Source organism: Pseudomonas sp. PSPC3-2 (genome assembly GCF_049897085.1).
GTDB classification, from domain to species: Bacteria; Pseudomonadota; Gammaproteobacteria; order Pseudomonadales; family Pseudomonadaceae; genus Aquipseudomonas; species Aquipseudomonas paraveronii.
Genome location: NZ_JAFCVO010000001.1, coordinates 768020 through 794094, shown reverse-complemented (window position 1 = coordinate 794094; position 26075 = coordinate 768020). Strand labels below are relative to the sequence as shown.

Annotated in this window: 24 protein-coding genes and 1 pseudogene; 8 read left to right on the top strand and 17 right to left on the bottom strand. The window is 58.7% G+C overall.

Going from position 1 to position 26075, the window contains the following annotated elements:
• Nucleotides 1–8: 8 nt before the first annotated feature.
• Complete coding sequence (locus tag ACP7CJ_RS03680) at nucleotides 9–1436, bottom strand: transglycosylase SLT domain-containing protein (RefSeq protein WP_276197161.1); 1428 nt, start codon at nucleotides 1434–1436, stop codon at nucleotides 9–11.
• 236 nt (nucleotides 1437–1672) lie between these two features.
• Here ACP7CJ_RS03680 and ACP7CJ_RS03675 point away from each other — a divergent pair, with 236 nt between their 5' ends.
• From ACP7CJ_RS03675 to ACP7CJ_RS03665, 3 genes are all read left to right on the top strand, one after another.
• Nucleotides 1673–2479, top strand: coding sequence for a TatD family hydrolase (locus tag ACP7CJ_RS03675; RefSeq protein WP_276197160.1), 807 nt, complete (start codon nucleotides 1673–1675; stop codon nucleotides 2477–2479).
• A gap of 96 nt (nucleotides 2480–2575) precedes the next feature.
• The gene (locus tag ACP7CJ_RS03670) at nucleotides 2576–4057 is read left to right on the top strand and encodes a methyl-accepting chemotaxis protein (RefSeq protein WP_276197159.1); all 1482 of its coding nucleotides are present in this window, start codon (nucleotides 2576–2578) and stop codon (nucleotides 4055–4057) included.
• A gap of 109 nt (nucleotides 4058–4166) precedes the next feature.
• On the top strand, nucleotides 4167–4529 hold the full coding sequence (locus ACP7CJ_RS03665) for an Mpo1-like protein (protein WP_426099430.1): 363 nt from the start codon (nucleotides 4167–4169) through the stop codon (nucleotides 4527–4529).
• A gap of 3 nt (nucleotides 4530–4532) precedes the next feature.
• On the opposite strand, the gene ACP7CJ_RS03660 is transcribed toward ACP7CJ_RS03665, so the two are convergent.
• The 3 genes from ACP7CJ_RS03660 to ACP7CJ_RS03650 all read right to left on the bottom strand — a co-directional run bounded on the left by ACP7CJ_RS03660 (nucleotide 4533) and on the right by ACP7CJ_RS03650 (nucleotide 6544).
• Entirely contained in the window at nucleotides 4533–5330 is a 798-nt protein-coding gene (locus ACP7CJ_RS03660) for an acyl-CoA thioesterase (RefSeq protein ID WP_426099432.1), read from the bottom strand.
• 90 nt (nucleotides 5331–5420) lie between these two features.
• Nucleotides 5421–6182: a CHAD domain-containing protein gene (locus ACP7CJ_RS03655; RefSeq protein ID WP_247401550.1), complete on the bottom strand. Its 762-nt coding sequence runs from the start codon at nucleotides 6180–6182 to the stop codon at nucleotides 5421–5423.
• Between the two features lie 83 nt (nucleotides 6183–6265).
• Nucleotides 6266–6544 carry a hypothetical protein gene (locus tag ACP7CJ_RS03650; RefSeq protein ID WP_177033358.1) on the bottom strand — a complete coding sequence of 93 codons (279 nt, stop codon included), beginning with the start codon at nucleotides 6542–6544 and terminating at the stop codon, nucleotides 6266–6268.
• Between the two features lie 217 nt (nucleotides 6545–6761).
• On the opposite strand from ACP7CJ_RS03650, the gene ACP7CJ_RS03645 reads away from it, so the two are divergent.
• The gene (locus ACP7CJ_RS03645) at nucleotides 6762–7799 is read left to right on the top strand and encodes a patatin-like phospholipase family protein (RefSeq protein WP_177033360.1); all 1038 of its coding nucleotides are present in this window, start codon (nucleotides 6762–6764) and stop codon (nucleotides 7797–7799) included.
• 68 nt (nucleotides 7800–7867) lie between these two features.
• Here the strand turns inward: ACP7CJ_RS03645 and ACP7CJ_RS03640 are convergent, their stop codons facing one another.
• From ACP7CJ_RS03640 to kdpF, 6 genes are all read right to left on the bottom strand, one after another.
• The gene (locus ACP7CJ_RS03640) at nucleotides 7868–8557 is read right to left on the bottom strand and encodes a response regulator (RefSeq protein ID WP_276197156.1); all 690 of its coding nucleotides are present in this window, start codon (nucleotides 8555–8557) and stop codon (nucleotides 7868–7870) included.
• A gap of 37 nt (nucleotides 8558–8594) precedes the next feature.
• Nucleotides 8595–11246 carry a sensor histidine kinase gene (locus tag ACP7CJ_RS03635; protein ID WP_276197155.1) on the bottom strand — a complete coding sequence of 884 codons (2652 nt, stop codon included), beginning with the start codon at nucleotides 11244–11246 and terminating at the stop codon, nucleotides 8595–8597.
• A gap of 150 nt (nucleotides 11247–11396) precedes the next feature.
• Nucleotides 11397–11942, bottom strand: coding sequence for a potassium-transporting ATPase subunit KdpC (gene kdpC, locus ACP7CJ_RS03630; RefSeq protein WP_276197154.1), 546 nt, complete (start codon nucleotides 11940–11942; stop codon nucleotides 11397–11399).
• A 67-nt stretch (nucleotides 11943–12009) separates the two neighbouring features.
• On the bottom strand, nucleotides 12010–14073 hold the full coding sequence (kdpB, locus tag ACP7CJ_RS03625; protein WP_276197153.1) for a potassium-transporting ATPase subunit KdpB: 2064 nt from the start codon (nucleotides 14071–14073) through the stop codon (nucleotides 12010–12012).
• A 5-nt stretch (nucleotides 14074–14078) separates the two neighbouring features.
• Entirely contained in the window at nucleotides 14079–15773 is a 1695-nt protein-coding gene (gene kdpA, locus ACP7CJ_RS03620; RefSeq protein WP_426099433.1) for a potassium-transporting ATPase subunit KdpA, read from the bottom strand.
• 9 nt (nucleotides 15774–15782) lie between these two features.
• Complete coding sequence (gene kdpF, locus ACP7CJ_RS03615; protein ID WP_003218754.1) at nucleotides 15783–15872, bottom strand: K(+)-transporting ATPase subunit F; 90 nt, start codon at nucleotides 15870–15872, stop codon at nucleotides 15783–15785.
• 412 nt (nucleotides 15873–16284) lie between these two features.
• Between kdpF and eat the strand changes: the two genes are divergently transcribed.
• Complete coding sequence (gene eat / locus ACP7CJ_RS03610; RefSeq protein WP_276197151.1) at nucleotides 16285–17649, top strand: ethanolamine permease; 1365 nt, start codon at nucleotides 16285–16287, stop codon at nucleotides 17647–17649.
• 110 nt (nucleotides 17650–17759) lie between these two features.
• Nucleotides 17760–17927 (top strand): DUF2897 family protein, encoded by a 168-nt coding sequence (locus tag ACP7CJ_RS03605; protein WP_177033373.1) that lies wholly within the window; start codon nucleotides 17760–17762, stop codon nucleotides 17925–17927.
• 73 nt (nucleotides 17928–18000) lie between these two features.
• Here the strand turns inward: ACP7CJ_RS03605 and ACP7CJ_RS03600 are convergent, their stop codons facing one another.
• The 3 genes from ACP7CJ_RS03600 to ACP7CJ_RS03590 form a co-directional block, all read right to left on the bottom strand.
• Nucleotides 18001–18849, bottom strand: a complete 849-nt coding sequence (locus ACP7CJ_RS03600; RefSeq protein WP_426099435.1) for an urea carboxylase-associated family protein — start codon at nucleotides 18847–18849, stop codon at nucleotides 18001–18003.
• A 15-nt stretch (nucleotides 18850–18864) separates the two neighbouring features.
• Nucleotides 18865–19509 carry a GntR family transcriptional regulator gene (locus ACP7CJ_RS03595; RefSeq protein ID WP_426099436.1) on the bottom strand — a complete coding sequence of 215 codons (645 nt, stop codon included), beginning with the start codon at nucleotides 19507–19509 and terminating at the stop codon, nucleotides 18865–18867.
• Between the two features lie 179 nt (nucleotides 19510–19688).
• Entirely contained in the window at nucleotides 19689–20021 is a 333-nt protein-coding gene (locus ACP7CJ_RS03590) for a ComEA family DNA-binding protein (protein ID WP_426099437.1), read from the bottom strand.
• Nucleotides 20022–20268: 247 nt separating this feature from the next.
• Between ACP7CJ_RS03590 and ACP7CJ_RS03585 the strand changes: the two genes are divergently transcribed.
• A complete protein-coding gene (locus ACP7CJ_RS03585) occupies nucleotides 20269–20790 on the top strand; it encodes a GNAT family N-acetyltransferase (protein ID WP_426099438.1) in 522 nt (173 codons plus the stop codon).
• 65 nt (nucleotides 20791–20855) lie between these two features.
• Nucleotides 20856–20980, top strand: a pseudogene (locus tag ACP7CJ_RS03580) (IS5/IS1182 family transposase); the annotation flags it as partial.
• A 277-nt stretch (nucleotides 20981–21257) separates the two neighbouring features.
• Here the strand turns inward: ACP7CJ_RS03580 and ACP7CJ_RS03575 are convergent.
• The 4 genes from ACP7CJ_RS03575 to ACP7CJ_RS03560 form a co-directional block, all read right to left on the bottom strand.
• Nucleotides 21258–23255 (bottom strand): polysaccharide biosynthesis protein, encoded by a 1998-nt coding sequence (locus ACP7CJ_RS03575; RefSeq protein ID WP_426099439.1) that lies wholly within the window; start codon nucleotides 23253–23255, stop codon nucleotides 21258–21260.
• Between the two features lie 122 nt (nucleotides 23256–23377).
• A complete protein-coding gene (locus ACP7CJ_RS03570; RefSeq protein WP_426099440.1) occupies nucleotides 23378–23938 on the bottom strand; it encodes a sugar transferase in 561 nt (186 codons plus the stop codon).
• A gap of 26 nt (nucleotides 23939–23964) precedes the next feature.
• A complete protein-coding gene (locus ACP7CJ_RS03565) occupies nucleotides 23965–25071 on the bottom strand; it encodes an acyltransferase family protein (protein WP_426099442.1) in 1107 nt (368 codons plus the stop codon).
• Nucleotides 25064–26074 carry a UDP-glucose 4-epimerase family protein gene (locus ACP7CJ_RS03560; RefSeq protein WP_426099444.1) on the bottom strand — a complete coding sequence of 337 codons (1011 nt, stop codon included), beginning with the start codon at nucleotides 26072–26074 and terminating at the stop codon, nucleotides 25064–25066. Before ACP7CJ_RS03560 ends, ACP7CJ_RS03565 begins: the two co-directional genes overlap by 8 nt.
• Nucleotide 26075: the final 1 nt, after the last annotated feature.

Genomic DNA, 26075 nt, shown 5'->3' with positions numbered 1-26075 from the left:
AAAATCGATCACTTGCGTGAGGCGATTTTCGGCTCCAACGCCGAAGGCTCCAGGGAGTCCCGTTCCCGATCAAACGCCAGGTAGTACTTATTGACGCTATTCACATAGCTGACGGCGCTCATCCCCACCTGCTCCATGGCAATGCGCTCCACCTGGAAGAACCACTGATTGGGATTAAGCCCACGGCGCTTGGCTTCAGTACGCATGCCTTGCACGCGTTCCGGCCCCATGTTGTAGGCGGCCAGCACGAAAGCCATGCGCTCGCGCTCGTTGAGCTTGGGGCTGGCGAAAAACTTGCGGCGGATCATCGACAGGTAACGCGCGCTCGCCTGCACATTGCTGTCGAGATTCTCGATATTGTTCACGCCCACCCGCTGCGCGGCCGAAGGTGTGATCTGCATCAGGCCGGTCGGCCCACCGCTGCTGCGCGTACCTGGGTCGAGGGCGGACTCTTTGAAGGCCAGCGCAGCGAGGTTCAACCAATCCATGCCTTGCTCGCGCGCATGTTTTTGCAGGACCGGACGCAGTTTCTCGAGGCGCTGGCGGTCGATGCGGGCCAGCGGGTTGCGCACTTGGTAAAGGCGTCGATAAATGCGCTGAAACGCCACGTCCTGGTCGGAGGGCGTGCGGTAGGTCTTGAGAAAGCGATCAATACTTGCCCGCAGCATCGCGGCGTCCTGCCGCACGAACCAGTACTCTTCGCCCGGCTCATTGATCGCCACCTGTTTGTCGAAGCGCAGTTTGGGCAGGATCTTCGACCAACGTTCAGCGATGGGCTTCTCGACAATGGTCAGGTGAAAGATGCCGGCCTGGACCATCTCCAGCACATCCTCCACCGCCAGGCTCGGGTCGACCCATTCCACCTTTATTGGCGGCTGCTTGTGCAGGGCCAGCTTCTGGTTGACCTGATTGATCGCATCCGCCGCCGCGCTGCCGGTGGTCAGCGCCAGGGTGCGCCCGGATAGCTGCTCCAACTTGGTAAACCGCCGCTCACCCTTGACCCCCACCAGCCATAACGGCACGCCACTGGCGATCGGGTCGCTCGCGCTGATCTTGTGCGCGGCCTTTACTTCCAGCAATTCTCCGGGAGCCACCAAGTCGCCTTCGCCACGCGCCAGCGCGCCGAGCAGTTGCCCCTTGGCCTTGGGGATGATCTTGAGATTGATGTTCTGGCCATCGCGGGCTTGGTCGTTGAGGTACTGCTCGAACGCACGCAGGCGATGGTATTCGACACCAATGGCCTGGCCCTGAATTTCACCGGAACTGTTGCGGCTCTGGTTGACCAGTACGCGCAGGGTACGACTGGAGCGAATCTCGGCCAGGTCGCGGACCTTGCTCGGCTTGGTCACTTCCAGCGGCCCGTCCAGCCGCGCGACCGCCGCCATGGGCAGCAATAACGTCAGGCACAACATAAGTAACGCCGAGGGTCGGATCATCCGCTCTCCGGAAAGAATACTGGCCAGCACCTTCGCGAAAAACGAGGGACTGGAGGTCAGAAACAGAGCGCTTTATGCGCTGACAAAGCACGCAACGGCGGCACCAGGGCAGGCGATAGACCCACCACAATGTCGCTTGCGACGTTCAAAGACAGCTATAACTCGTTGTAGTTCTAGGTTTTTCTTATAAATCTACAGCTCTGATATGCTTTCCGTCCGCAGGCGGAGATAGCACCATGCAACTCATTGATATCGGCGTCAACCTGACAAACCCAAGTTTCGACGAGAAGCACCAGGCCGTTCTCGAGCGCGCCTATGCCGCCGGCGTGCAACAATTGGTGCTCACCGGCACCCGTGTCGACGGCAGCGAACAGGCCCTGCAATTGTGCGAAAAACTCGATGAAAGCGGCCAACGGCTGTTCTGCACCGCCGGCATCCACCCCCACTCCGCCAGCGACTGGAACGGCGACAGCGCCCAACGCTTACGCGGTTTGCTCAACGACAGCCGCGTGCGTGCAGTGGGCGAATGCGGGCTGGATTTCAACCGCGATTTTTCCCCGCGCCCGCAGCAGGAAAAAGTCCTCGAAGAACACCTGGCCCTGGCCGTCGAACTGAAACTGCCGGTATTTCTCCACGAACGCGACGCCAACCAGCGCCTGCTGGAGATCCTCAAGGATTACCGTGATCACTTGTCCGCCGCCGTGGTGCATTGCTTCACGGGCGAGCAGCAGGCGCTGTTCAGCTACCTCGACCTTGACTTGCACATCGGCATCACCGGTTGGATCTGCGACGAGCGCCGTGGGACGCACCTGCATCCACTGGTCAGGGAAATTCCTCGGGGCCGCCTGATGTTGGAAAGCGATGCGCCTTACCTACTGCCGCGCACCCTGCGGCCCAAGCCGAAAAACGGCCGCAATGAACCGGCCTACCTGCCGGAGGTGCTGCGCGAAGTTGCCCTGCACCGCAACGAAAGCCTGGAAGACCTGGCCCAACACAGCACCGCCTGCGCCCGCGCCTTTTTCGGGCTGCCCATCGTGGTTTGATGCGACGCATTGACCCATATCAAAGTGACTTTTCTGAGTAACGGCACAATAATGGCACCTTGCCAATGCTGTTTCCGCGATCAGAGAAAACCTTCCATGGGTGCCTGGCTTAGCAATATCTCGCTGAAGTACAAATTCTGGGCCGTCAATGCGGTCGCTTTTATCACCACGCTGCTGTTGGTGTTATACGCCGTGCATCTCGAACAGCAGTCGCGCAGCCAGGCGTCCCAGACCTCGGCACAAGCTCAGGCGCGCTTGCTCAGCGCCTGGCCGACCGACAAGGCGTTGCCCAAGGGTGAGGCTTGGCTGACGTTTGCCCGTGGTCAAGTCCCACAGTTGGCCGATCTAGATCTGTCAGACCTGAGCAGTGCCAGCGGCTGGGTCGAACTCAATCACCTGCCATTGTTCGGCGAAAACCCGTTGATGGGCGCTGAAGTGGTCGCCCGCGCCGACGGGCAACAGATCGCAGTGCTCGCTTACGCGCCAAGCCTGAGCCAGGTGTTCAGTGAACGCTTCACCCACTACGCCGTAGCGGTGCTGATCCTGATGCTGGCAATGCTCTGCGCGTCGCAGTTGCTGATCCGCTTCCTGCTCAGCCAACTCAACACCCTCAAGGACGTGATGCTGCATGTCGAGAAAACCGGCGACCTGTCGGCGCGTGTCCCACTGGCCTGCAAAGATGAAGTCGGCCAGATGGCCAGCGCGTTCAACGCCATGCAAGCCGGCTACCAGCGGGTGGTCAACACCGTGGCCCGCACCGCCAAGCAGTTGGATGAAGGCGCCGCACGGCTGGCCAGCAGCATGAACGAGGTGCAGCACGGCATGCTCGGCCAGCAAAGCGAAACCGACCAGGCCGCCACTGCCATCAACGAGATGACGGCCACTGTCTACCACATCGCCCAGCACGCCGGCGCCACTCGCGATTTGTCCCAGACCGCCGACACCCTCGCCGGCAGCGGCCGCGAAGTGGTAGACCGGGTGCAACGTTCGATCGCCGGGCTGTCCAGCGGCGTGCAACAGACCGCCGAAATGATCCAGAAACTGGCCGAAGACAGCCAGAAAATCAACAGTGTGGTCAGCGTGATCCACAGCATCGCCGAACAGACCAACTTACTCGCGCTTAACGCCGCCATCGAGGCCGCCCGCGCCGGGGAAATGGGCCGCGGTTTCGCGGTGGTCGCCGACGAAGTGCGCAACCTGGCCAAGCGCGTGCAAACCTCCACCGACGAAATCACCCACATGGTCTCGGCGCTGCAAGCCGGCACCCGCGATGCGGTGGACTTCATGCAGGAAAGCTCGTTCAAGGCCGACGACTGCGTGCAACAAGCCCAGGAAGCCGGCGCCGCACTGGCCGAAATCACCGGCGCCGTGGCGCAGATGCGCGAAAGCAACACCCAGATCGCCGTCGCCGCCGAGCAACAGAGCCATGTCGCCGAAGAGATGAACCGCGCAGTTGTGAGTATTCGTGATGTGACCGAAAACACCGTGCAACAAACTGTCGATTCCGCAACCACCAGCAATGAACTGGCCACGTTGGCCGGGGAGCTAAGCAAAGCGATCGGGCAGTTGAAGCTATAAGCAATACAAGGCGAGGCTATGACCCCCATAGCCAGCCTTGATTCGCCGCGCCACCCTACCCGACCTAAACTCTGTTCAAGTTGTTTCAACGGACAGAGGATTCACCATCATGGGCAAACGTCATCCCAATATCCCCGCCTGGCAATGGCGTCAGTACCCGCAAAACCACCAGCACCCGACCAACCTGGCGTTGCACATGATCGCGGTGCCGCTGTTTATCATCGGGTTTCTGTTGGTCGTTTCCGGGGTGTTCAGCCTGAGCCTGGCCAGTTTGGCCGTGGGCGTTGTCGGTATCCTGGCCGGCCTTGCGCTGCAGCGGCATGGCCACAACCTGGAAGCCCAGGCCAGTGAACCCTTCAGTGATCGTAAAGATGCGGTCCAACGCCTGGTGGTCGAGCAGTTCGTGACCTTCCCGCGCTTTGTGTTGAGCGGCGGCTGGTGGCGCGCCTGGCGTAAGCGCCACCAGCACTGAGGGTCAGGCGAAGACCACCACGGTCTGGCGGCTGATGGCGATCAACTCGCCGGCCGGGCTCCATAGCGCGGCGGCGGCATGGCCGTAGCCGTCGCGGGCGTGTTCGAGGGTGACGTGGTACTGGCACCAGTCAAGTGTGCTCAGGTCTTGCAGCGGCTGGATAAACTCGATGGTCCAGGTCAGCGTGCTGCCCGGCGCGGGCTTTCTAAGGTGCGGCAGCACGGCCGGCGGCCAGGCATCCACCAGGGCAAGGATGTGCGACTCGGTCAGCGGCTCTTCTTTCACATCGCCGCGCAACCGCACCCAACCGCCCATGTCGCGGGAGGTGTTGCCGGTAAACGGCAAGCCGCCGACACTCCAGCGCATCGCCAGGTGCCGCATGAACTCCGGGGTGACGCCCTGGATGTAAGGCAGCTCCTGGCATTCCTCCCAGTGTTTGAAGGTCGGCGGCGGTTCGCTCGCCACCACGACTTGCGACTCACGGGAGGCACCGAAACTGGCCTGGACCAGGGTCGCCACTTCGCCGTTCTGCACCACCCGGCCAAGCAATTGACTGACGGCCTTGCCTTCGCGCAACACTTCGACTTGGTAACTGGCGGGCACACCCGGTGCTACCGGGCCGACGAAGGTGATTGCCAACGAGCGCAAAGGCCGGTCGGCGGGGACTTGGGCACGCAGCGCCTCGTATTGCAATGCGGCCACCAGGCCACCAAAGCTCGCGCGGCCCTGTGCCCATTCGGCGGGGATGATGACCGCCTGCGGGTGGCTACGGGCGGCGTCGAGCAAATCACTAAAGCGCATGGCGACCTCACATCAAAAAGACCAGAGGTGCGATCTTAACCAGCGTGCCCGCCAGGTACAGCGCCTATTCCGGCCAAAAACCGGACCGGTTCAGAAACAATCCTCGCTGAGTTTGTCCAGCACCCGATCCGCCTCGCCTTCGGCCTGGGCCATGGTGCGACGCCATACCGTGACACACGGCTGCAGATCGGCTTGATGTTCAGCCTGGACCAGCCACTGCCAGCAATCATGCCAATCGCCCAGGGCGCCTTGGGCTTCTTTCAAGCGCGACATGGCCTTGGCCGGGAGTTTGTCCAGCTCGGGGTAGGCTTCGGCGGCGTAGCGCACGCGCTTGATCAACAAACGCAGACGATGGCGATCGTGGCTTGGGTCCTGCAGGGCGTCATCGAGTTTGCGCCATTGCTTGACCAGGCGCTTGTCGATACGCAGGCGCAGGCCCTTGAGCAATTTCTGGTGTTGCGACGCACGGATAAAACGCGGGAATGCATCGAGGATTTGCAGCAGGTGGGCCAATTCCGGGCCCTGCGCGACGTGGCGATAGGCATCGGGTTGCAGACGCAGGCGACGGTCGGCGGCGGCAGGGTGACCATGCTGGAGCAGATACGCGGCCAGCACTTCACGATCACGCAACGGCGTGGTCAATTGGCCGACGGTGCGGGCGGCCAATTCGAGTTGTTCGACGCCCGGCAACCCGCGCAAAGGCCGCAAAAGGCTGCGCAGGCGCCGCACGGTGGTGCGCAAATCATGCAGGGCCTCATCGTCGGTGACGGCGGCGAGCCGAGCCTGGCAGCTCAGTAACCCAACTTCCAGGCCGATAACCTGAGCGACTAACTGATCTACCAAAGCTGACATGCTTTACTCCACTGACGACGAATAATCCCTGCATCACTCAAGACCTGTGACGCAGCCTCATTGCACTCGGCAACGGCTACGAATCAGCGGCCGGCGCGAGACTCACGAATATAGAAACGCGCCTTTTCGGCTTTGTTGGCACAGCCTTCAAAGGCTTCGAATTGCTGCTGGGTCTTGGCGCCGGTCAGCAGGGACAAGGCCTTGGAGTAGCTCACGGTACCGGCAAAGCCTTCGGCCTTGGCCAAGTCCAGTTCTTTCCACGCGGCGTCCAGTTGGCTGCCGCAGCTGTCGCGATAGGCGCTTTTCCCGGCACAACCGGCCAGAGCCAACATGATCACAGGCACACACATCCAGGCTTTCATCGATGACACCTCAAAATAAAGAAAAACAGTCGGATTCTGTAGACGTTGCCTACAAAGAAAAGTGCCTTGTCCACTACCTGAAATCAGAAGCGCCTATTGCCAGAGCATACCCGAGCGCGGCCGTTATTCTGGAAAAATATTGCGCGGTTGCGCGAAGATTGAAGCCGCCCCCTCATTGGGTGCATTGTGGGCGCCTGCTTAACGAAGGACATCGACCATGAAGAAGCGTGTTGCCTTGGTGCTGGGCTCCGGTGGAGCTAGGGGCTACGCCCATATCGGGGTGATCGAGGAAATCGAACGGCGCGGCTACGACATCGCCTGTATCGCCGGCTGTTCCATGGGCGCGGTGGTGGGCGGAATCTACGCCGCCGGTAAACTCGACGAGTATCGAAACTGGATCGAAAGCCTGGATTACCTCGACGTATTACGCCTGGTCGATGTGAGCTTTCGCCTGGGTGCGATTCGCGGTGAGAAGGTCTTCGGGCAGATCCGCAAGATCGTCGGCGAAATCAACATCGAAGAGCTGCGCATCCCCTACACCGCCGTGGCCACCGACCTCACCAACCAGCAGGAAATCTGGTTCCAGGAAGGCTGCCTGCACCAGGCCATGCGCGCCTCGGCGGCGATTCCGAGCCTGTTCACCCCGGTGATGCAAGGCAACCGCATGCTGGTGGACGGCGGCCTGCTCAACCCGCTGCCGATCGTGCCGGTGGTGTCGAGCCATTGCGACTTGATCATTGCGGTCAACCTCAACGCGACCAACCAGAAGCACTATCACTTGCCGGTGATCCAGCGTCCGCCGGCGTTCAAGAGCCGCTTCAACAGCTTGGCGAAGTCGCTGGGTTCGCACTTGCCGTTTCGCCGCAAACAGGCCGAGCAGTTGATGAAGCTCGAACAGGAAGCCTTGCAGGCCCACGCGGCCGAGATCAACCCGTGGCTGGAGTCGGCCGAACCCGAAGCCCAGCAACCCGCCGCCGCACCGGAAACCGCCGGGGCGCCGAAGTCAGCGACCGGTTCGTTCATCATCGATAACGTCGGCCCGGCATCGTTGCTGGACCTGATCAACCAGAGCTTCGAGGTGATGCAGACATCGCTGGCGCAGTACAAGATCGCCGGCTACCCGCCGGACGTCCTGATCAACGTGCCGAAGCGGGTGTGCCGGTTTTTCGAGTTCTACAAGGCGCCAGAATTGATCGCCCTGGGGCGCGAGATTGCCAGTGATACGTTGGATCGGTATGAAAGTGAGCAGCACTGAGATTGGCGGTGCGACGATTCGACTTGCCCCCGATGAGGCCCTGACAGCCAACGAAAATCCATCAGGCCTTAAGCCCCCAACAACCGATACCCCACCCCCGCCTCGGTCACGATAAAACGCGGCTGGGTCGGATCATCCGCCAGCTTCTGGCGCAGGTGGCCCACCACGATGCGCAGGTAGTGGCTGTCCTCGGTATGGGTCGGCCCCCAGATATCCTTGAGCAATTGCTGCTGGGTAATCACCCGCCCCGGATGACGCGCCAATTGCGCCAGCACCGCGTACTCCTTGCGGGTCAGCGCCACTTCGATGCCGTCCAGCAGCACCCGGCGATACGCCAGGTCGACTGTCAGCGGGCCGAAACACAGCGCCGCTTCCTGGGCCTCCCCCGCTGGCGCCTGGCGCAGCAAGGCGCGCACGCGGGCGAGAAACTCCTGGATGCCAAAGGGTTTGGTGACGTAATCGTTCGCCCCCCCATCCAGCGCTTCGACCTTCTGCACCTCGCTGGCGCGCACCGACAGCACCAGCACCGGCACCGTCGACCACTCACGAAACTCGCGCAGCACCTGCTGGCCGTCCATGTCCGGCAGGCCGAGGTCGAGTACCAGCAGATCCGGCTTGCTCAAGGCGGCCTGGGCCAGGCCTTCGTTGCCGCTGCCGGCCTCGATCACTTTGTAGCCCTGGGAGGCCAGGCTGATGCGCAGGAATTTGCGGATCTGCGGTTCGTCGTCAATGACCAAAATCGTCGCGGTCTGGCTCATGGTGTCCAATCAAAATCCATAAAAAAAAGAGAGTAGCTCACGCCTCGCGTTCCAGGCCAGGCTGTGTCGGCAACGGCAGGAACAGCGTGATGCAGGTGCCCCGCCCGCCAATCCCATCGGCGACGCTGATATGCCCGCCATGGGCGCCGACCATGCCCTGGCAGATCGCCAAGCCAAGGCCAGTGCCCTGCCCGCCGCGGTCACCACGGGCAGCGGTGTAGAACATATCGAAAATCTTCGCGCGCTCGTCTTCAGGAATTCCCGGCCCCTCATCGGCCACGGCGAAGAACAATTGGTTATCCAGCACCCCGGCGCTCACTTGCAAATGGCCTTGGGCCGGCGAGAATCGGGCGGCGTTTTCCAGCACGTTGACCAGCGCCTGCTCGATCAACGCGGCATGCACATACAGCAACGGCAATTCAGGCGGTACATCGATGCTCACTTGCAGCGGCGCCAGCACCGCACGTAAGCGGCCGAGGGCGCTGCCGACGATATCACCGGGCGAGACCCAGTCCCGCGCCAGCTTCAACGCGCCGTGGCCCAGGCGTGTCATGTCCAACAGGTTCTGGATATAGCGATCGAGGCGCTCGGCTTCGTCGCGGGTGCCTTCGAGCAGTTCGCGGCGATCCTCTAGCGGAATGGCTTCGCCGAGCGCCAGCAGGCTGTCGATACTGCCGCGCATGGACGTCAACGGCGTGCGCAAATCGTGGGACACCGACGCGAGCAAGGCACTGCGCAGTTGCTCGGTCTCGCCGTGCAGGCGCGCGGACTCCAGCTCCTGCGCCAATTGTGCGCGGGCCAACGCCTGGGCCAGCGGCTGGCTCAAGGCGATCAGCAAGCGACGGCGCTGGCCGCTCAGCTCCTGGCCCGGTTTCGCACTGACACCGAGCAACCCCAGCGGGCCCTCTTCGCTCGACAGCGGCCACCACCACCAGCCCCCAAACGGCAACGTGCCGGTGCCCTTGCCTGCCGGCTGATCGTGCTGCCAGGCCCAGTCGGCGGCGGCGCGTTCGGCTTCGGTGAAGGTCAGCGGTCCGCCGGTCTCGACTTTCCAGCCGCCGTGGCCATCGCGGTTGACTAGGCACAGGTCGAGGTCGCTCCAACCTTCCAGGTGATGCGCCGCCGCGCTGATCACCGCCTGGCGATCGGTGGCAGCGGTGAGCTTGCGCGACAGGTCGAGCAGCTCGCTGGTTTCTTCCTGGGTGTCACGCAACGCCTGCAACTGCCGACGCTGGCGTGCGGCGAGGTTGCCGGTGAGTGCCGCCATCAGCAGAAAAAACAACAGGGTCAGCACGTCTTCTTCACGCTGGATGGCGAAGGAGAATTTTGGCGGAATAAACAGGAAGTCATACGTCAGAAACGACAGCGCCGCGCACACCAGGGACGGCCCCAGACTACTGCGCACCGCCACCAGCAATACCGCCGCGAGAAATACCAGCGAGATATTCGGCAACGGCAACACGCTGGCGACCGCCCAGGCCACCGCCGCCGCAATCACGGTCGCCACCACCGCCAGCGCATAGTCGAACCACACCAGCCCGCGTACATCCGGCAGGCGCGGCGGTGCAGGCACGTCGTCGCTGTCGAGGATGTTGATTTCCAGGCCGCGTGCATTGCGCAACAGGCGCTCGGCCACGCCACCACCGAACAGCCGACGTCGCCAGTTCATCCGCGACTGCCCGACCAACACGAGGCTGGCGCGGCGCTCAGCGGCATGATGGATCAGTGTCTTGGTCACCTCCCCCGCGCGCAGCAGCACCACTTCACCGCCGAGGCGTTCGGCCAGTTGCTGGGCGTTTTGCAGGCGCAGGCGCGCTTGTTCATCGCGCACGCGACCGTTATCGATATGCACCAGGCTCCACGGCAGGTGGCGTCGCTGCGCCACGCGGCTGGCATGGCGCACCAGGCGTTCGGCTTGCGCATCGCCGTCGACGCCGACCAGCAAGCGACCGCGCACCGCCGGCGCGGCCTGGCCGAGTTGGCGATAGCCCTGAGCCAAGTCATCGTCGACGTGGGCGGCGGCGGTCTGCATCGCCAGCTCGCGCAGGGCCGTCAGATTAGTCTGGGTGAAAAACGCATCGATGGCGGCGCGGGCCTGTTCCGGCACGTACACCTTGCCGTCGCGCAAACGCTCCAGCAGCTCGCGGGACGGCAGGTCGATCAGCAGCAGCTCATCGGCCTCCTGCAGCACCCAATCCGGCAGGGTTTCGCGCACCAGCACGCCGGTGATGCCTCGCACCTGATCGTTGAGGCTTTCCAGGTGCTGGACGTTGACCGTGGTGAACACGTTGATGCCGGCGGCGAGCAGTTCCTGAATATCCTGCCAGCGCTTTTCATGGCGGCTGCCAGGCGCGTTGCTGTGGGCCAGTTCGTCCACCAGCACCAGTTGCGGCTTGGCGCCGAGCAGGCCGTCGAGGTCCATTTCTTCGAGCATCACGCCACGGTATTCACTGCGCAGCAACGGTTGCTGCGGCAAGCCGCTGAGCAACGCTTCGGTCTCCGCGCGGCCGTGGGTTTCGACCACACCGGCGAGCAACCTGACGCCCTGGCGCAACTGGGTATGGGCAGCCTGGAGCATGGCGTAGGTCTTGCCTACGCCGGGGGCGGCGCCAAGGAAGACTTTGAGCCGGCCACGGCCGTCCCGGGGCAGATCGGCTAACAGGGCATCGGCACGGCCGGAGTCGCTCATGCGCGGGGGTTCCTTCAGGGGTTTATAAAGTCGCAGGCAGATTCACTGAAGATCAAATGTGGGAGCGGGCTTGCTCGCGATGCAAGCGACTCGGTCTAACAGTAATACCGAGGTGATGCTATCGCGAGCAAGCCCGTTCCCACAGGCTGATCAGAGTTTTTCCAGGGCCATATTCAGCGCCAGCACATTCACCACCGGCGGGCCCACCAGCGGGCTTTCGATGTGCTCATCCAGCAAGCGCTGCAGGGTGGACACCGGCACATTCCGTGCGGCGGCTACCCGCGCCAGTTGATAGGCAATCGCCGACGGTGGCAAGTGTGGATCAAGACCGCTGCCGGAGGTCGTCAGCAAAGCTAACGGCACCGGGCCTTGAGCGGGCACGAACTGTTTATTCGCGTCATCGAACACGCGCGTGGCCAGCGCCGGGTTGCTTGGCCCCAGGTTGCTCGCGCTGCTGGAAACGGTCGCGAACGCGCCCGCCGAAGGACGCGGGTGGAACCAGCTGTCACCGGTAAAGTCCTGGGCGATCAGGCTGGAGCCGCGCACCTTGCCGCTGGCGTCGCGCACCAGGCTGCCGTTGGCTTGGTCCGGGAAGGCGACCTGGGCGACGCCGGTCACCACCAGCGGGTAGGCGACGCCGGTGATCAGGGTCATGAGGACCAGCAGGCTCAGGGCCGGGCGGATGATGTTGGACATTTCAATTTCCTCAATTCGGTCATTGCAACCTGTGGCCACCGCTTTGCCGGTGCCCACAGGAATCGGGTCAAACCAGGTGCAGCGCGGTCAGCAACATGTCGATCGCCTTGATGCCCACGAACGGCACCAGCAGGCCGCCCAGGCCATAGATCAACAGGTTGCGCCGCAGCAACGCCGCCGCACTCGCCGCCTGCACTCGCACACCGCGCAGCGCCAGGGGAATCAGCACGACGATGATCAGTGCGTTGAACACGATGGCCGAGAGGATCGCGCTCTGCGGGCTCTGCAAGTGCATCACGTTGAGCACACCCAGTTGCGGGTAGATCGAGGCGAACAGCGCCGGCAGGATCGCGAAGTACTTGGCCACATCGTTGGCGATGGAAAAGGTGGTCAGCGCGCCGCGCGTCACCAGCAATTCCTTGCCGATCTGCACCACGTCCAGCAGCTTGGTCGGGTCGCTGTCGAGGTCGACCATGTTGGCGGCTTCGCGGGCCGCCTGGGTGCCGTCGTTCATCGCCATGCCGACGTCCGCCTGGGCCAGCGCCGGAGCGTCGTTGGCGCCGTCGCCGCACATCGCTACCAGTCGACCGTCGTTCTGTTCGTGACGAATCCGCGCGAGTTTTTTCTCCGGGGTGGCTTCGGCCAACACGTCATCCACGCCGGCTTCAGCCGCAATCGCGGCCGCCGTCAGCGGGTTGTCGCCGGTGACCATCACGGTACGAATCCCCAGCTTGCGCAGCTCGGCAAACCGTTCGCGGATGCCGGGCTTGACCACGTCCTTCAGATGGATCGCACCGAGCAACTTGCCATCGGCGCACACCAGCAACGGCGTGCCGCCGCTCTGAGCGATCTTGTCGATTTCCCGCGACAGGGCCGGTTGCAGGTCGCTGCGGGGTTGACCGATAAACGCCAGCAGCGAGTCCACGGCGCCTTTGCGAAATACGCGGCCCTGATAGTCGACGCCAGACAAGCGGGTTTCGGCGGTGAACGGTACGGCGGTCAATTCCTCCAGTGAAGGTTCGGCCTGCGGGTGCAAGGCACGCAGGTATTCGACGATGGATTTGCCTTCGGCGGTGTCGTCCGCCAGGGACGCCAGCAGCGCGCCCTCGGCCAATTCCCGACCGCTCACACCCGGCGCCGCAACCACTGCCGAGCAGCGGCGGTTACCAAAGGTGATGGTGCCGGTCTTGTCCAGCAGCAACACATGCACGTCCCCCGCCGCTTCCACGGCGCGACCGGACTTGGCGATCACGTTGAGGCGCACTAGGCGGTCCATGCCGGCAATACCGATGGCCGACAGCAAGCCACCGATGGTCGTAGGAATCAGCGTCACCAGCAGTGCGACCAGGAACACCAAAGGCAAGCTGCCATTGGCGAAGTGGGCGAACGGCTGCAGGGTCACGACCACCAGCAGGAAGATCAGCGTCAGGCCGATCAGCAGGATATCCAGCGCCACTTCGTTGGGGGTTTTCTGGCGTTTGGCGCCTTCGACCAGCGCGATCATGCGGTCCAGCGTGGACTCGCCGGGGTTGGCGGTGATGCGGATCAGCAGCCAGTCCGAAACCAGGCGCGTGTTGCCGGTGACGGCCGAGCGATCGCCGCCGGATTCGCGGATCACTGGCGCGGATTCGCCGGTGATCGCCGCTTCGTTGACCGCCGCGATACCTTCGATGACCTCGCCGTCGCCGGGGATCATTTCCCCGGCGGCAACGCGTACTACATCGCCTTTGCGCAGGCCGGTGGCCGGCACGACCTTGAAGCTGCCATCGGCCTCCTTGCGACGTGCGCTGAGGCCTTCGCTGCCGGCCTTGAGGCTGTCGGCGCGGGCCTTGCCACGCCCTTCGGCCAGGGCTTCGGCGAAGTTGGCGAACAGCACGGTGAACCACAGCCACACGGCGATTTGCGCGGCGACGAAGGTCGGCACGGCGGTGTCGGGGACGAAGCACAGCACGGTGGTGAGGATCGCGGTCAGCTCGACCACCAGCATCACCGGCGAGCGTTGCAGTTGGCGAGGGTCGAGCTTGACGAACGCCTGGACCAGCGCCGCGCGCCACAGCGCGGAGATCGCGGTTTTGGCGGGCTCGTGGGTTTTGACCGGCGTCGCGTTTTTTGCAGGCATATTCATTTTCATATCCCTCAGAAGCCCATGCTCAGGTGTTCAGCAATAGGGCCCAGTGCCAGTGTCGGCAGGAAGGTCAGGCCGCCCACCAGCAAAATGGTCACGGTCAACAGGGTCACGAACAGCGGGCCATGGGTGGGGAAGCTGTTCTGGCCAATCGGAGCGGTCTTCTTCATCGCCAGGCTGCCAGCCAGGGCCAGTACCGGGAGGATGTAGCCAAAGCGCCCAATCAACATGCCCAGGCTCATCATCAAGTTGTGGAACGGGGTGTTGCCACTGAAGCCGCCGAACGCCGAACCGTTGTTGGCACTGGCCGAGGTGTAGGCATAGAGCAACTGGCTGAAGCCGTGGGGACCAGGGTTGCTGATCGCACCGGCCGGGCCAGGCAGGCTGGCAGCAATGGCACCGAGCACCAGCACACCCACCGGCATCACCAGCAAGGTCACCACCAGCAATTGCACTTCCTTGGCCTGCAGCTTCTTGCCCAGGTATTCCGGAGTGCGGCCGATCATCAGGCCGGCGAGGAACACCGCGATCAACACGTTGAGCAACATGCCGTACATACCGGCACCGACGCCGCCGAAGATCACTTCGCCGACCATCATGTTGACCAGTGCCACCATCCCACTGAGAGGGTTGAGGCTGTCGTGCATGCCGTTGACCGAACCGTTGGATGCCGCGGTGGTGGTCACCGACCACAACACGGTGCCGGTGGTGCCGAAGCGCGCTTCTTTACCTTCCAGCGGTGCGGTTTGCTCAACCACCGGGTTGTTCAGGCTCGGGTTGGGCTGGTATTCGGCCCACAGCGAGGTTGCGCCGCCGATCAGGAACAGGGCCAGCATGCAACCGAGGATCGCCCGGCTTTGACGCAGGTCCTTCACGTAGTGGCCGAAGGTAAACACCAGCGCCACCGGGATCAGGATGATCGCCGACAACTCGAACAGGTTGGCCCAGGCCGTCGGGTTTTCAAACGGGTGCGCCGAGTTCACGCCAAAGAAGCCACCGCCGTTGGTGCCCAGTTGCTTGATCGCAATCTGGCTGGCCGCCGGGCCCAAAGGGATCACCTGGTCAACGCCCTGCAGGGTCACGGCATCAACGTAATGCGCGAAGGTTTGCGGCACTCCCTGCCACACCAGGAACAACGCCATCACCAGGCACAACGGCAACAGGCCATAAAGCGTGGCGCGGGTCATGTCGACCCAGAAGTTGCCCAAGGTCTTGGTGGATTTGCGACCGATCCCACGGCACAGCGCGACCAGGACGGCAAGGCCGGTGGCGGCACTGACGAAGTTCTGCACGGTGAGGCCGGCCATCTGGCTGAGGTAGCTCAGGGACGCCTCACCGCTGTAGGACTGCCAGTTCGTGTTGGTGATGAAACTGACTGCTGTGTTGAAGGCCAGGGTCCACTCCAGGCCCGGCAACTTCTGCGGGTTCAGTGGGAAGTAGCCCTGGAACAACAGGATCGCGAACAGCAACACAAATCCGGCGAGGTTGAACGCGAGCAAAGCCAGCATGTATTTCTGCCAGCTCTGTTCCTGCTGCTCGTCCACGCCCGAGAGGCGATAGCACGCGCGCTCCACGGGACCGAGCAGCGGCGTGAGCCAAGTGCGCTGGCCTTCCATGACCTTGTAGTAGAACCGCCCCAGGAAGGGGGCCGGCACCAGCACCAAAGCGAAGAAGGCGATGATCAGCCAATAGTCATAACTGTGCATAGCCTGCTCCTAGTTCCGATCCGCGCGTAACAGCGCAACCAGCAGATAAATGAACAGCGCCACGGCCAATAGCAGTGACACCCCGTCCAGAACGCTCATGGAAGTCTCTCCGTTTAGCGGCGAGTGCCGCGTGTGGGGCAATTGTCGGCAGGAGTGGTGTAAAGGAACGAGAGCGAGGGGGTGGGCGGGGCGTAAAGATGGCGTAAAGAGTGGGTTTATGCGGGGTTTACAGGGGGATTTGTGGCAGCTGGACGGGCGCTATCGGGAGCAAGCTCCCTCCCACACTTGACCGAGTTGTCATGCCGAGCGCCGATCAACCTGTGGGAGGGGGCTTGCTCCCGATAGCGCCGGCACAGTCACCGCCGCACCTATCTGGTGCAACGCTGGGAAATTTCAAACGCCAAACCATCCCCCACACGACAGTTGCGCATCTTTACGACACGGTTTTCTGGAGTGGCATGGCCGCTGCAACACCTTGAATCATTCCAAACCGTTCAGGGAGCGCAGCACGATGAACACACAACTCAAACCCACTTTGGGCACCCTGCATTTATGGGGTATAGCGGTCGGGCTGGTGATTTCCGGGGAATACTTCGGCTGGAGTTACGGGTGGGGCGTGGCGGGAACGCTGGGCTTCCTGGTGACCTCGTTGATGGTCGCCGCGATGTACACCTGCTTTATCTTCAGTTTCACCGAGCTGACCACCGCCATTCCCCACGCCGGCGGGCCTTTTGCCTACAGCCGCCGCGCGTTCGGTGAGAAAGGCGGCCTGATCGCGGGCCTGGCGACGCTGATCGAATTCGTGTTCGCCCCGCCCGCCATCGCCTTGGCCATCGGCGCTTATCTGAATGTGCAGTTTCCCGCACTGGACCCGAAACACGCAGCCGTCGGCGCCTACATCGTGTTCATGGGCCTGAACATACTCGGCGTAAAACTCGCCGCTACCTTCGAGCTGGTGGTGTGCGTACTCGCCGTCGCCGAACTGCTGGTGTTCATGGGCGTAGTCGCCCCCGCGTTCAGCTTCAGCAACTTCGCCCTCAATGGCTGGGCCGGCTCCGACACCTTTGGCGCCCCGGCGATTGCCGGGATGTTCGCAGCGATCCCCTTCGCCATCTGGTTCTTCCTCGCCATCGAAGGCGCGGCCATGGCGGCCGAGGAAGCGAAAGATCCCAAGCGCACCATTCCAAAAGCCTACATCAGCGGCATCCTGACCCTGGTGGTCCTGGCCATGGGCGTGATGTTCTTCGCGGGTGGCGTGGGCGACTGGCGCACCCTGTCGAACATCAACGACCCGCTGCCGCAGGCCATGAAAACCGTGGTCGGTGAAAGCTCCGGCTGGTTGCACATGCTGGTGTGGATCGGCCTGTTCGGGCTGGTGGCGAGCTTCCACGGCATCATCCTGGGCTACTCGCGCCAATTCTTCGCCCTGGCTCGGGCCGGCTATCTGCCGTCGTTCCTGGCCAAACTGTCGCGTTTTCACACACCACACCGGGCAATCATCGCCGGTGGAGTGGTCGGCATTGCCGCCATCTACAGCGACGGCCTGATCAATCTGGGCGGCATGACCCTGACTGCAGCAATGATCACCATGGCCGTATTCGGCGCCATCGTGATGTACATCATGAGCATGCTCAGCCTGTTCAAACTGCGTAAGACCGAACCGCTACTGGAACGCACCTTTCGCGCACCGGGCTACCCGATCGTGCCGGGCATCGCGCTGGTGCTGGCGGTGGTGTGCCTGGTAGCCATGGCCTGGTTCAATGCGCTGATCGGGATGATCTTCCTCGGTTTCATGGTGGTCGGTTTCATCTACTTCCAGCTGACCGCGCAAGACCGTGCCGATGCACCAGCGGATGCAATGTTGACCGGGCTCTAAGGTTTTGAGGCGGAACAGGCCTACACTGAACTACTCAGAAAGCCTGTAACTCAAAGCAGTTATTACCGTGGGAAAAACCTCCCACGGCAATCTGCCTCAAGGAGAGCGTTATGCCGTGGTATGCATGGTTGATTATGGTGGTTGCGATCGGGTCGATCGTCGGCGGGCTGATGATGTTGCGTGACAGCGCCAACAAAGTGGAACTCACCGACGAACAGCGCAAACGCGTGGCCGAGCGCAACGCCCAGGCGGATGCCAAGGATGGGCAAGACCGCTGATCCAATGGGTGAGACCTATCCTGTGGCGAGGGAGCTTGCTCCCGTCGGGCTGCGAAGCAGCCCTCTCCCCCGGTTACTCCCAATCCGCCTTGGCAATCTGCAACCCGTGCTGTCCCTTATAGGCAGCACGCTCAGGCTGGTGCCAGCCTTGCAGCAACCCCTCCTCCAATTTATAGATCTCAACCCCTAGCGGACGGCACACCGTCAGCGGGTCCTGCGCCTCCGGCCCCCACATCGGCAGCGATAAATCCCCACCCGGGCAGGTCGACAGCGCACATAGCAAATCAATCTCGGCAAAAAATTCCAGGTAATCGCCCTTCTGCGCCGGGCACGCCTTCATGAAATACATGTCGTCGTGATTCAGGCCCGTGCATTGGAAAATATTCAGCACGTCATGCACGTCAAATTCCGTCAGACCGTGAGGCAATACCGCGCGGGTCAGGTTCGAGTGGCAGTGATGATGGAAATCTTCGCCGGTGAGCATGCGGTTCACATACGGATCGCAGCGCGTACCGAGTAAATCGTGCAGGCGCCCGCCGTGTTCATCAATGCCATAGCTGGCCAGGCTGTCGTCGGTAATGGTCACCAGCGGCCGCAGGAACGGCAGGTTAGACCACAGCCGGTCATGGGTGCTGACATGCGCGCCCTGCAACTGGCGCGTGCGCGCGGCCCACAGGCGTTCGCGCGGGTCGTTGGCGTTCCACACGTTGAAGTCACCGACCTGGGGGCCGACCGGCGTGGTCACGCGGAACACATGCCCGGCCGGTACCTTCCAGGCCCTGCCCGTGCGAATCGGCACCTCGAACTGCTCGATCAAAGTGCGTTGATCCTTGCGCTCACGAATACGCTCATAAAACGCTGTGTCGACCTGCAACGCCGAACCTTTGCTGACCTGGTAAGCGGCCGGATAGTCTTTGTACATGCTGCGGATCCTCGATCAAGGGTGCGTAAACAGGGCTAACGAAAGGCGTTCGGAATCATCCAGGTACAGGCTCATCGCCTCGCCTGCCGCCGGTTTATTTCCGTGGATCAGTAACTCGTATATTTCACGATCACGCTCCAGCCAGGGCGACTGAAAGCGCTGCTCATCGGGCGCGGCGCAAAACACCAGACGCAATTGCGCGATCACCTGGGCGAAAAACTCATCGAACAACGGGCTGCGCATCAGCCCGACAATCTGCTGGTGAAACAACAAGCTGTGGGTGGCCACGGAACGCCAATCCTCCCGCTCCCGAGCCAGCGCGGTGGCCTCGATGGCGTCTTGCATACGCTCGGATTGGTCTCGGGTCAGCGCACCGCTCTGGGCAATGGCCTGCAATTCAAGGGTGCGACGAACGACAAATAAATCCCGCACCTCTTCGCGTTCCAACCGACGCACCATCACGCCCTTATTACGCACATACCGCGTCAACCCTTCCTGCCCCAAACGGTGCAACGCCTCACGAATCGTATTGCGCGACGCGTTATAGGCCTTGACCAACTCCGCCTCGACCAGCGCCATTCCCGGCAACAGTCGGCCACCGATGATATCGGCACGCAGTTCCAGGGCGATCTGGTCGGCTAAGGACAAGCTGAGTGGCATCGTTACCTCACGATTGTTGAACAATCCTCCCTGTGACAGTAATCACTTTCCATGCCAAGAGCTGTGCGGTGCAAAAAGATTCCGCTTGGTTAACATGCATCGTGGAAATCGTGCGTGACGGTATGAAAGCGCAGAGCCCGGATGAAAAAAAGGCCGGTCACTGACCGGCCTCTCGATACTTATTTGATCTCTAACCTGTCCCGATTTTTCTCCAGCAACGCCTTGCCGATGCCCTTTACTTCCAATAACTCATCCACTGCCATGAACGGACCGTTGCCTTCGCGATAAGCGATGATTGCATTGGCCTTGGCGGCACCAATGCCGAAGAGGTCACGACGCAAGGTTTCGGCGTCGGCGGCGTTGAGGTTGACCTTGGTGGATTGTTCGGATTGGGTCATTTGGGTGGTGATGGGGGTTGGGGGTTCGGGTTTGATCGATGGGGCTGCGGTGGTGGCTACGGAGATAGTGGTAAGGACGGCGAAGATTAGGGAGGAGATGTAGGTGTTTTGCATTGGTGAGGCTCCATGACATTGATGAGGTAGAAAGGCAGCTTTTCCGGAGCTGCTTTTCTACGTTAGGCGATGGGTGGAGAGAGTCAAAAGTGGGGGTATTGCAAGGTATGAACAGACCGAGACTCAATCTTTTGCGTCGAATGTGAGGCTGTAAGAGCGCAGTCTCTCCGCGAACGACTTCTGACTTTCAACGAACGTTCAAAAATCTGTATCATGTATGAACGCCATTCAGTAAATGAGAAAAACCATGGACTTGCAATCGAAGACCGTAAGACTGCGACTCATTGAGGAGCAGGATGCTGAGTTCGTTCTGACACTACGCCTTGATGATAGATACAACCAATTTCTCTCCTCAGTAAGCCCAAGTGTTGTGGCCCAAAAAGAGTGGATTAAAAAATATAAAACCGACGAAGCCGAAGGCACTCAATACTATTTCATTATCGAGCGCCTCGATGGCACACCATGCGGCACCGTCAGAATATACGATTTAAAAGAAGATTCATTTTGCTGGGGAAGTTGGATACTTAACGAGAACAAAACAAGATATGCTGCCTTAGAAAGTGCCTTCCTAGTATATCAATTTGCCTTTGAAAATCTAAACTTCAAAAAATCACATTTCGATGTTAGAAAGGGAAATGACCGTGTCATTTCTTTTCATGAAAAAATGGGAGCAATTAAGACTGGAGAGACCGAATTAGACCTGCTTTTTGAAATAGAAAAAGAAGCCGTATCGCGCACGAAATCAAGACTAATAAGTAAAATACTCTAAGGGCGCGCTGAAGAAAACTTCCTGATTTTGGCAAAATACCCGGACTCCACCCGCCGAGTTTTCCGATAACGCAAATAGCCTTCGCTGACGCCGAGTATGCCGGCAAGCGCAAGTAGAGCCGCACTATCCCAAGAGCGGAGGTGATCGTCCGGCCTACCCGATGATGGCGATGCTGCGCGTGCATCTGATGTAGAACTGGTTCGGCTACAGTGACCCAGCGTAAGCGCGCCATAAACCCCAGATTCAAAGCGCTTAACTGATTCCGGATGCTGTGCTCCCGATTTCTTTCTGGAGCCCCGCCGCCATGATGCGCGGTAGCGAAGTTGCTTTGCAGCAGCCTATAGTGCTGAAAATTAAAAAAGATTGATCAATTTTCGACGTGTGTCGTTTTCGAAAAATGCTTACGATTCGATAGCCGGAAAATATCCGGCTGTTTCAGAGCATCCCTAAGCACTGGACTCTATAAACTATGGTTCCAACCGCCGTTGCTGATAAATCCAATCAACAATTTCACCATCCGGCGTATAGCCACTAACGGTGTCTCGTAGCAATTGGCGGACTCGGCTATAGTCGTCCTGATCAACCGCTGTGAGCAATTCCGACAACTTGATCTTGAGGGTCTCCCACGGAAGATGATCCTCATTGGCACTCATAATCATCGGGTGCTGCGTTGCCACGACGTTGTCGCCGATCAACAACTCTTCGTACAGCTTTTCACCGGGGCGCAAACCGGAGAACTCGATAGCGATATCACCGTGAGGATTTTTGTCGGAACGTAGACTCAACCCGGACAAATGAATCATCTTTTCGGCAAGCTCGACAATCTTGACAGGTTCGCCCATATCCAGAACGAACACATCGCCTCCAAGCCCCATGGAACCGGCTTGTATGACCAGTTGAGCAGCTTCGGGAATGGTCATGAAATAGCGGGTAATTTTCGGGTGCGTAACCGTCAGGGGCCCACCGGACTTGATCTGCTTGTGAAACAACGGAATCACAGAACCGGAAGAGCCCAATACATTGCCAAATCTCACCATGGTAAAGCGGGTTTTGTTCACTCGTGAGACATTGGACTTATCACCAAACAGCACGGGAGCAAGCTCACGGCTCAAAGCTTGAAGCGTCAGTTCAGCAAGGCGCTTGGTGCTACCCATTACATTCGTTGGACGCACAGCCTTATCTGTAGAGATCAGCACAAAATTAGATGCACCAGACTGAAGTGCAGCCTGGGCGGTATTCAGTGTACCGATAACATTATTCAACACACCTTCTGCAATATTGTGTTCAACGATTGGCACATGCTTATAGGCTGCAGCATGGTAAACCGTGTCGACACGCCAGGTTTTCATTACATCAAGCAGCTTGGCCTGATCACGTACCGATCCCAATATAGGCAATAACTTGACCGGCAAAGAATTTCGAGCAATGCGCTGTTCCAATTCAGAAAGAATGCTGTAGAGATTGAATTCACTGTGTTCGAACAACAACAGGGTCCTAGGCTTGAGTTCCAGGATTTGCCGGCACAGCTCAGAACCAATTGAGCCACCCGCCCCAGTTACAAGGACACTCTGCCCCTTAATGCAATGCTCGAGCAGTTCATCTTGCGCGGGCACCGAATCACGACCGAGCAAGTCAGCTATATCGACTTCTTGAATATCGTCAACCTTGACCCGGCCACTGGCGAGATCCATAAAACCTGGAACGCTGCGAACGTGGAGTGGAAAGCCTTCCAGAAAACCGAGAATCTCACGACGCCGTCCACGGCTGGACGACGGAATTGCCAAGAGAATTTCTTGGGCGCCCGTGGCATCGATCATCCGTTGAATATGCTTGGGCTTATAGACTTGAAGACCTGAAATGACACGATCCGAGATAGTGGTATCGTCATCGATAAACGCCACTGGTCGCATGACGCGCCCCATGCGCAGCGCCGCGACTAATTGGTTGCCCGCCGCGCCGGCACCATAAATCGCAACACGCGGAAGGCCATCCTCACGACTGGTAAAGGGCACATGTTGGGCGGCGGCAAACCAATCGCCCAAGAAATATTGCCGCATGGTCAAGCGCAGCCCACCGACCATGATCAAGCTCAACCACCAATAGTTGAAGATAATTGATCTGGGCACGACATTTTGATGGTTGCTATACCAATAGACGACTACACCGAGGATCAGAGATGAAAGACTCACGGCCTTGATAATCGCTACCAGCGCGTCATTGCCAAAATAGCGCATGACAGCACGATACATCCCAAAGCGAATGAAAAGCGGAATCGCGATCACCGGAGCTGCCAAAAACAACCAAAGATGCATTTTGACAGGGTTGATCATCTCATCGATGCCGAGACGGACAACAAACGCCATCCACAGAGCCAACAAAACCAAAACAACGTCCGCAAAAACCTGTATCAGTCGTTTTTGGTGACGAGGCAGTTTCAATAGCCAAGTGCGCAACCGGTTAATCATGATTCACCTACGTGTCCTTGCGTTAGATCAAAATTCTTGTCGACCGCGCAATAAACGCAGAACAAAAAACAAACTATATGCTGCCTGCCCAAATAAGCTACTCATTGACGCCTCCCACAGCGTTAATGGGAAACGCCATCGCGTTTGAGCACCTTCAAAGCTGTCAAAAACAGGATTTTCAGATCGAAAAATAAACCCATATTTTCCGCGTAATAAGCATCATAGCCAACCTTAACCGGTATCGGCAACTCATCCCGTCCGTTCACCTGTGCCCAGCCTGTGAGGCCTGGACGAATAAGATGCACACCTTGCTCTGTGCGCAATGCAATAAGGTCCGCTTGGTTAAAAAGCGCGGGCCTGGGCCCGACAAAACTCATGTCGCCAGCAATGATGCTCCACAACTGAGGCAACTCATCCAGACTGGACTTTCTCAGGAAATTTCCAATCGGCGTAAGATACTGGGCAGGGTTCTGCAACAAATGCGTGGCCACCGCTGGGGTTCCCGTGCGCATTGAGCGAAACTTTGGCATTTTGAATACGGTATTATTCACGCCCACACGGTTAGACCAATATAGAGCGGGCCCTTTTGACGTCAACTTTACCGCAATGGTAACAAGCACGATTGGAATCAATAGTATGAGCAGTGCAAAAAGGCTCAGTAAAAGATCAAAAAAACGCTTCATTTCAGAACCAACCTTTCAATTCAGAGTTATTTAGTTGAGTACTTAGTTAACATTCCAGAAAGCTTAGCGAGTGACTGAGACAATCTTTCCGCCATTGCCTTTTTACGCAAAATACAAGGCTGTTCTATAAAGTGCCAGGAAAGTACTGCGGGAATAAGCGCTAAGGGTAAAGCCACCAAAATCATTGTCACTGGCGATATACCCTTCCAGAGGTGCGCTAAAATCTCTTGCGTGGGAAATGCGTAGATATACAGGCCGTAAGAATAGTCACCTAGTCTATTAAAATTACGAGCAAACCATTGTGTGTTGAAGCCAGCCCAGAATACAGAATAACTCCAGGCGACCACAAAAGCCTCAACAAAAACAGGTGACTTGTACAAAAATAATGTAACCAACCAACAAACGCTTAAAATACGATAATCCAGACGAATTTTGAACCTGTACGCATAAAGCAGCATGCCTATTACAAATGCGAAACTCCACTGCACCCACATGCGCATCTGAAAACTAGGGCTAATGCGCTCCTCTGCGAGCAAAAATCCAAATGCAAAATAAAACAAAAAATACAGTACAAAAAACACCGATATTCGAGGCGAACTCTTCAAAAAACCGACAACACCCAATATCAAAACCAAAGCGTACAATAAAACCTCGTAATACAACGTCCACAACGACCCATTAATCCCAGGATAAGGGTTATCCTGAAACAAGCCTGGCAATTGAAATTGAATACTCTTCAATTTCAAATTAGCGGCCACATAACTATAGACCTCACTTGAAGTAAAGTAGTCGTGCAGGCTCATATTCGTAAACAAAGGTCCCACAACACATGCACTTAAAACCAGAACAACCAGCAGCGCTGGATACAATCTTAAAAATCTCGCAACGACAAAATCTACCTTGGTTCTTGATCTCTGGTAACTCAGCGATATAAAGAATCCTGAAATGCAAAAAAAGGTAAATACACCTAATCCTCCAAGCGAGATACCGAGCTGTGCCGCCAGCGGCTCAACCTCAGCTGCCCCACGCGAAAGCGGATAGGCGTGAGAAACAAGGACAAAAAGGGCTGCAACAACGCGGATAAAATTGAAATTATTATCCCGGGTTTTAAGCATCTCAGCCAAATTAGCCATGGGAGGTACCATTATGTTTCTCTTGATAATAACGAGCCGTAATAGCAAAGGCTTCATCAATGCTGACAGGGGGTGTCCAACCTAAAAGCTCTCGCGTGTCTGTAATATCTACTTGGAGCGACCCACACAGACGTTGAAAGAACTCCTTCTTACCCGCGACAGATGCAAGAAGCCTCAAGAGGGATTGTGGAAACGCGAATATGCGGGACTTCTTGTTCATCGCCACGGCGAGTTTTTCTATAGTCTGCCCGATGGATAAGTCTTCGCCATCACTAACCATAAATACGCGATTTTCTGCCTCAGGATGATGAATGCACAAGCAGATCAAATCGATCAGATTATCTATAAACACCAGGCTCCTGCAATTTTTAATCGTGCGAAATGGCAACGGCAGGCCTTTATTTACAGCAGCTAACATTTTTTCAAAGTTTGCCTTTACGCCCGGGCCGTACACCAAAACAGGTCTGATGATTACAACCTTCATCGAGGTTTCCCCCGCCAACGCCATCAGCGCCTGCTCGGCCTCAAGCTTAGACACCCCATAGTCGTCAAGCGGTGCTGGAGTGTCCGAAGGCTTGAAGACACGATTTCCCTCGGTCGCCTCACCATTAACCTTGACGGAACTGATAAAAATAAACCTCTTAACGCCAGCTTCAGCAGCCTGCCGGGCAAGATTAAGCGTGGCATTCACATTCACCTCCCGAAAAGCCTGCAACGGGTTGCTATGCGTTTCGTTCATAATATGAGCACGACCAGCAGAGTGGATCACTACTTCCACTCCCTGCAACGGAACACTCCAGTTAATCTCTCCAGACAACGGCGGGATAACGCAACTCTGTACACCTGGTAGCGCAGTGGCGCATCTTTTTCGAGTGACACTGATAACCGGATACTTAGCATTAACCAGGGCATCGAGCAGTGGGCGCCCAACAAAACCAGTACCGCCGGTAAGAAGAATTTTCGGTGTATGAGAAATAGACGCGGCACTCAAAACATCGGACATT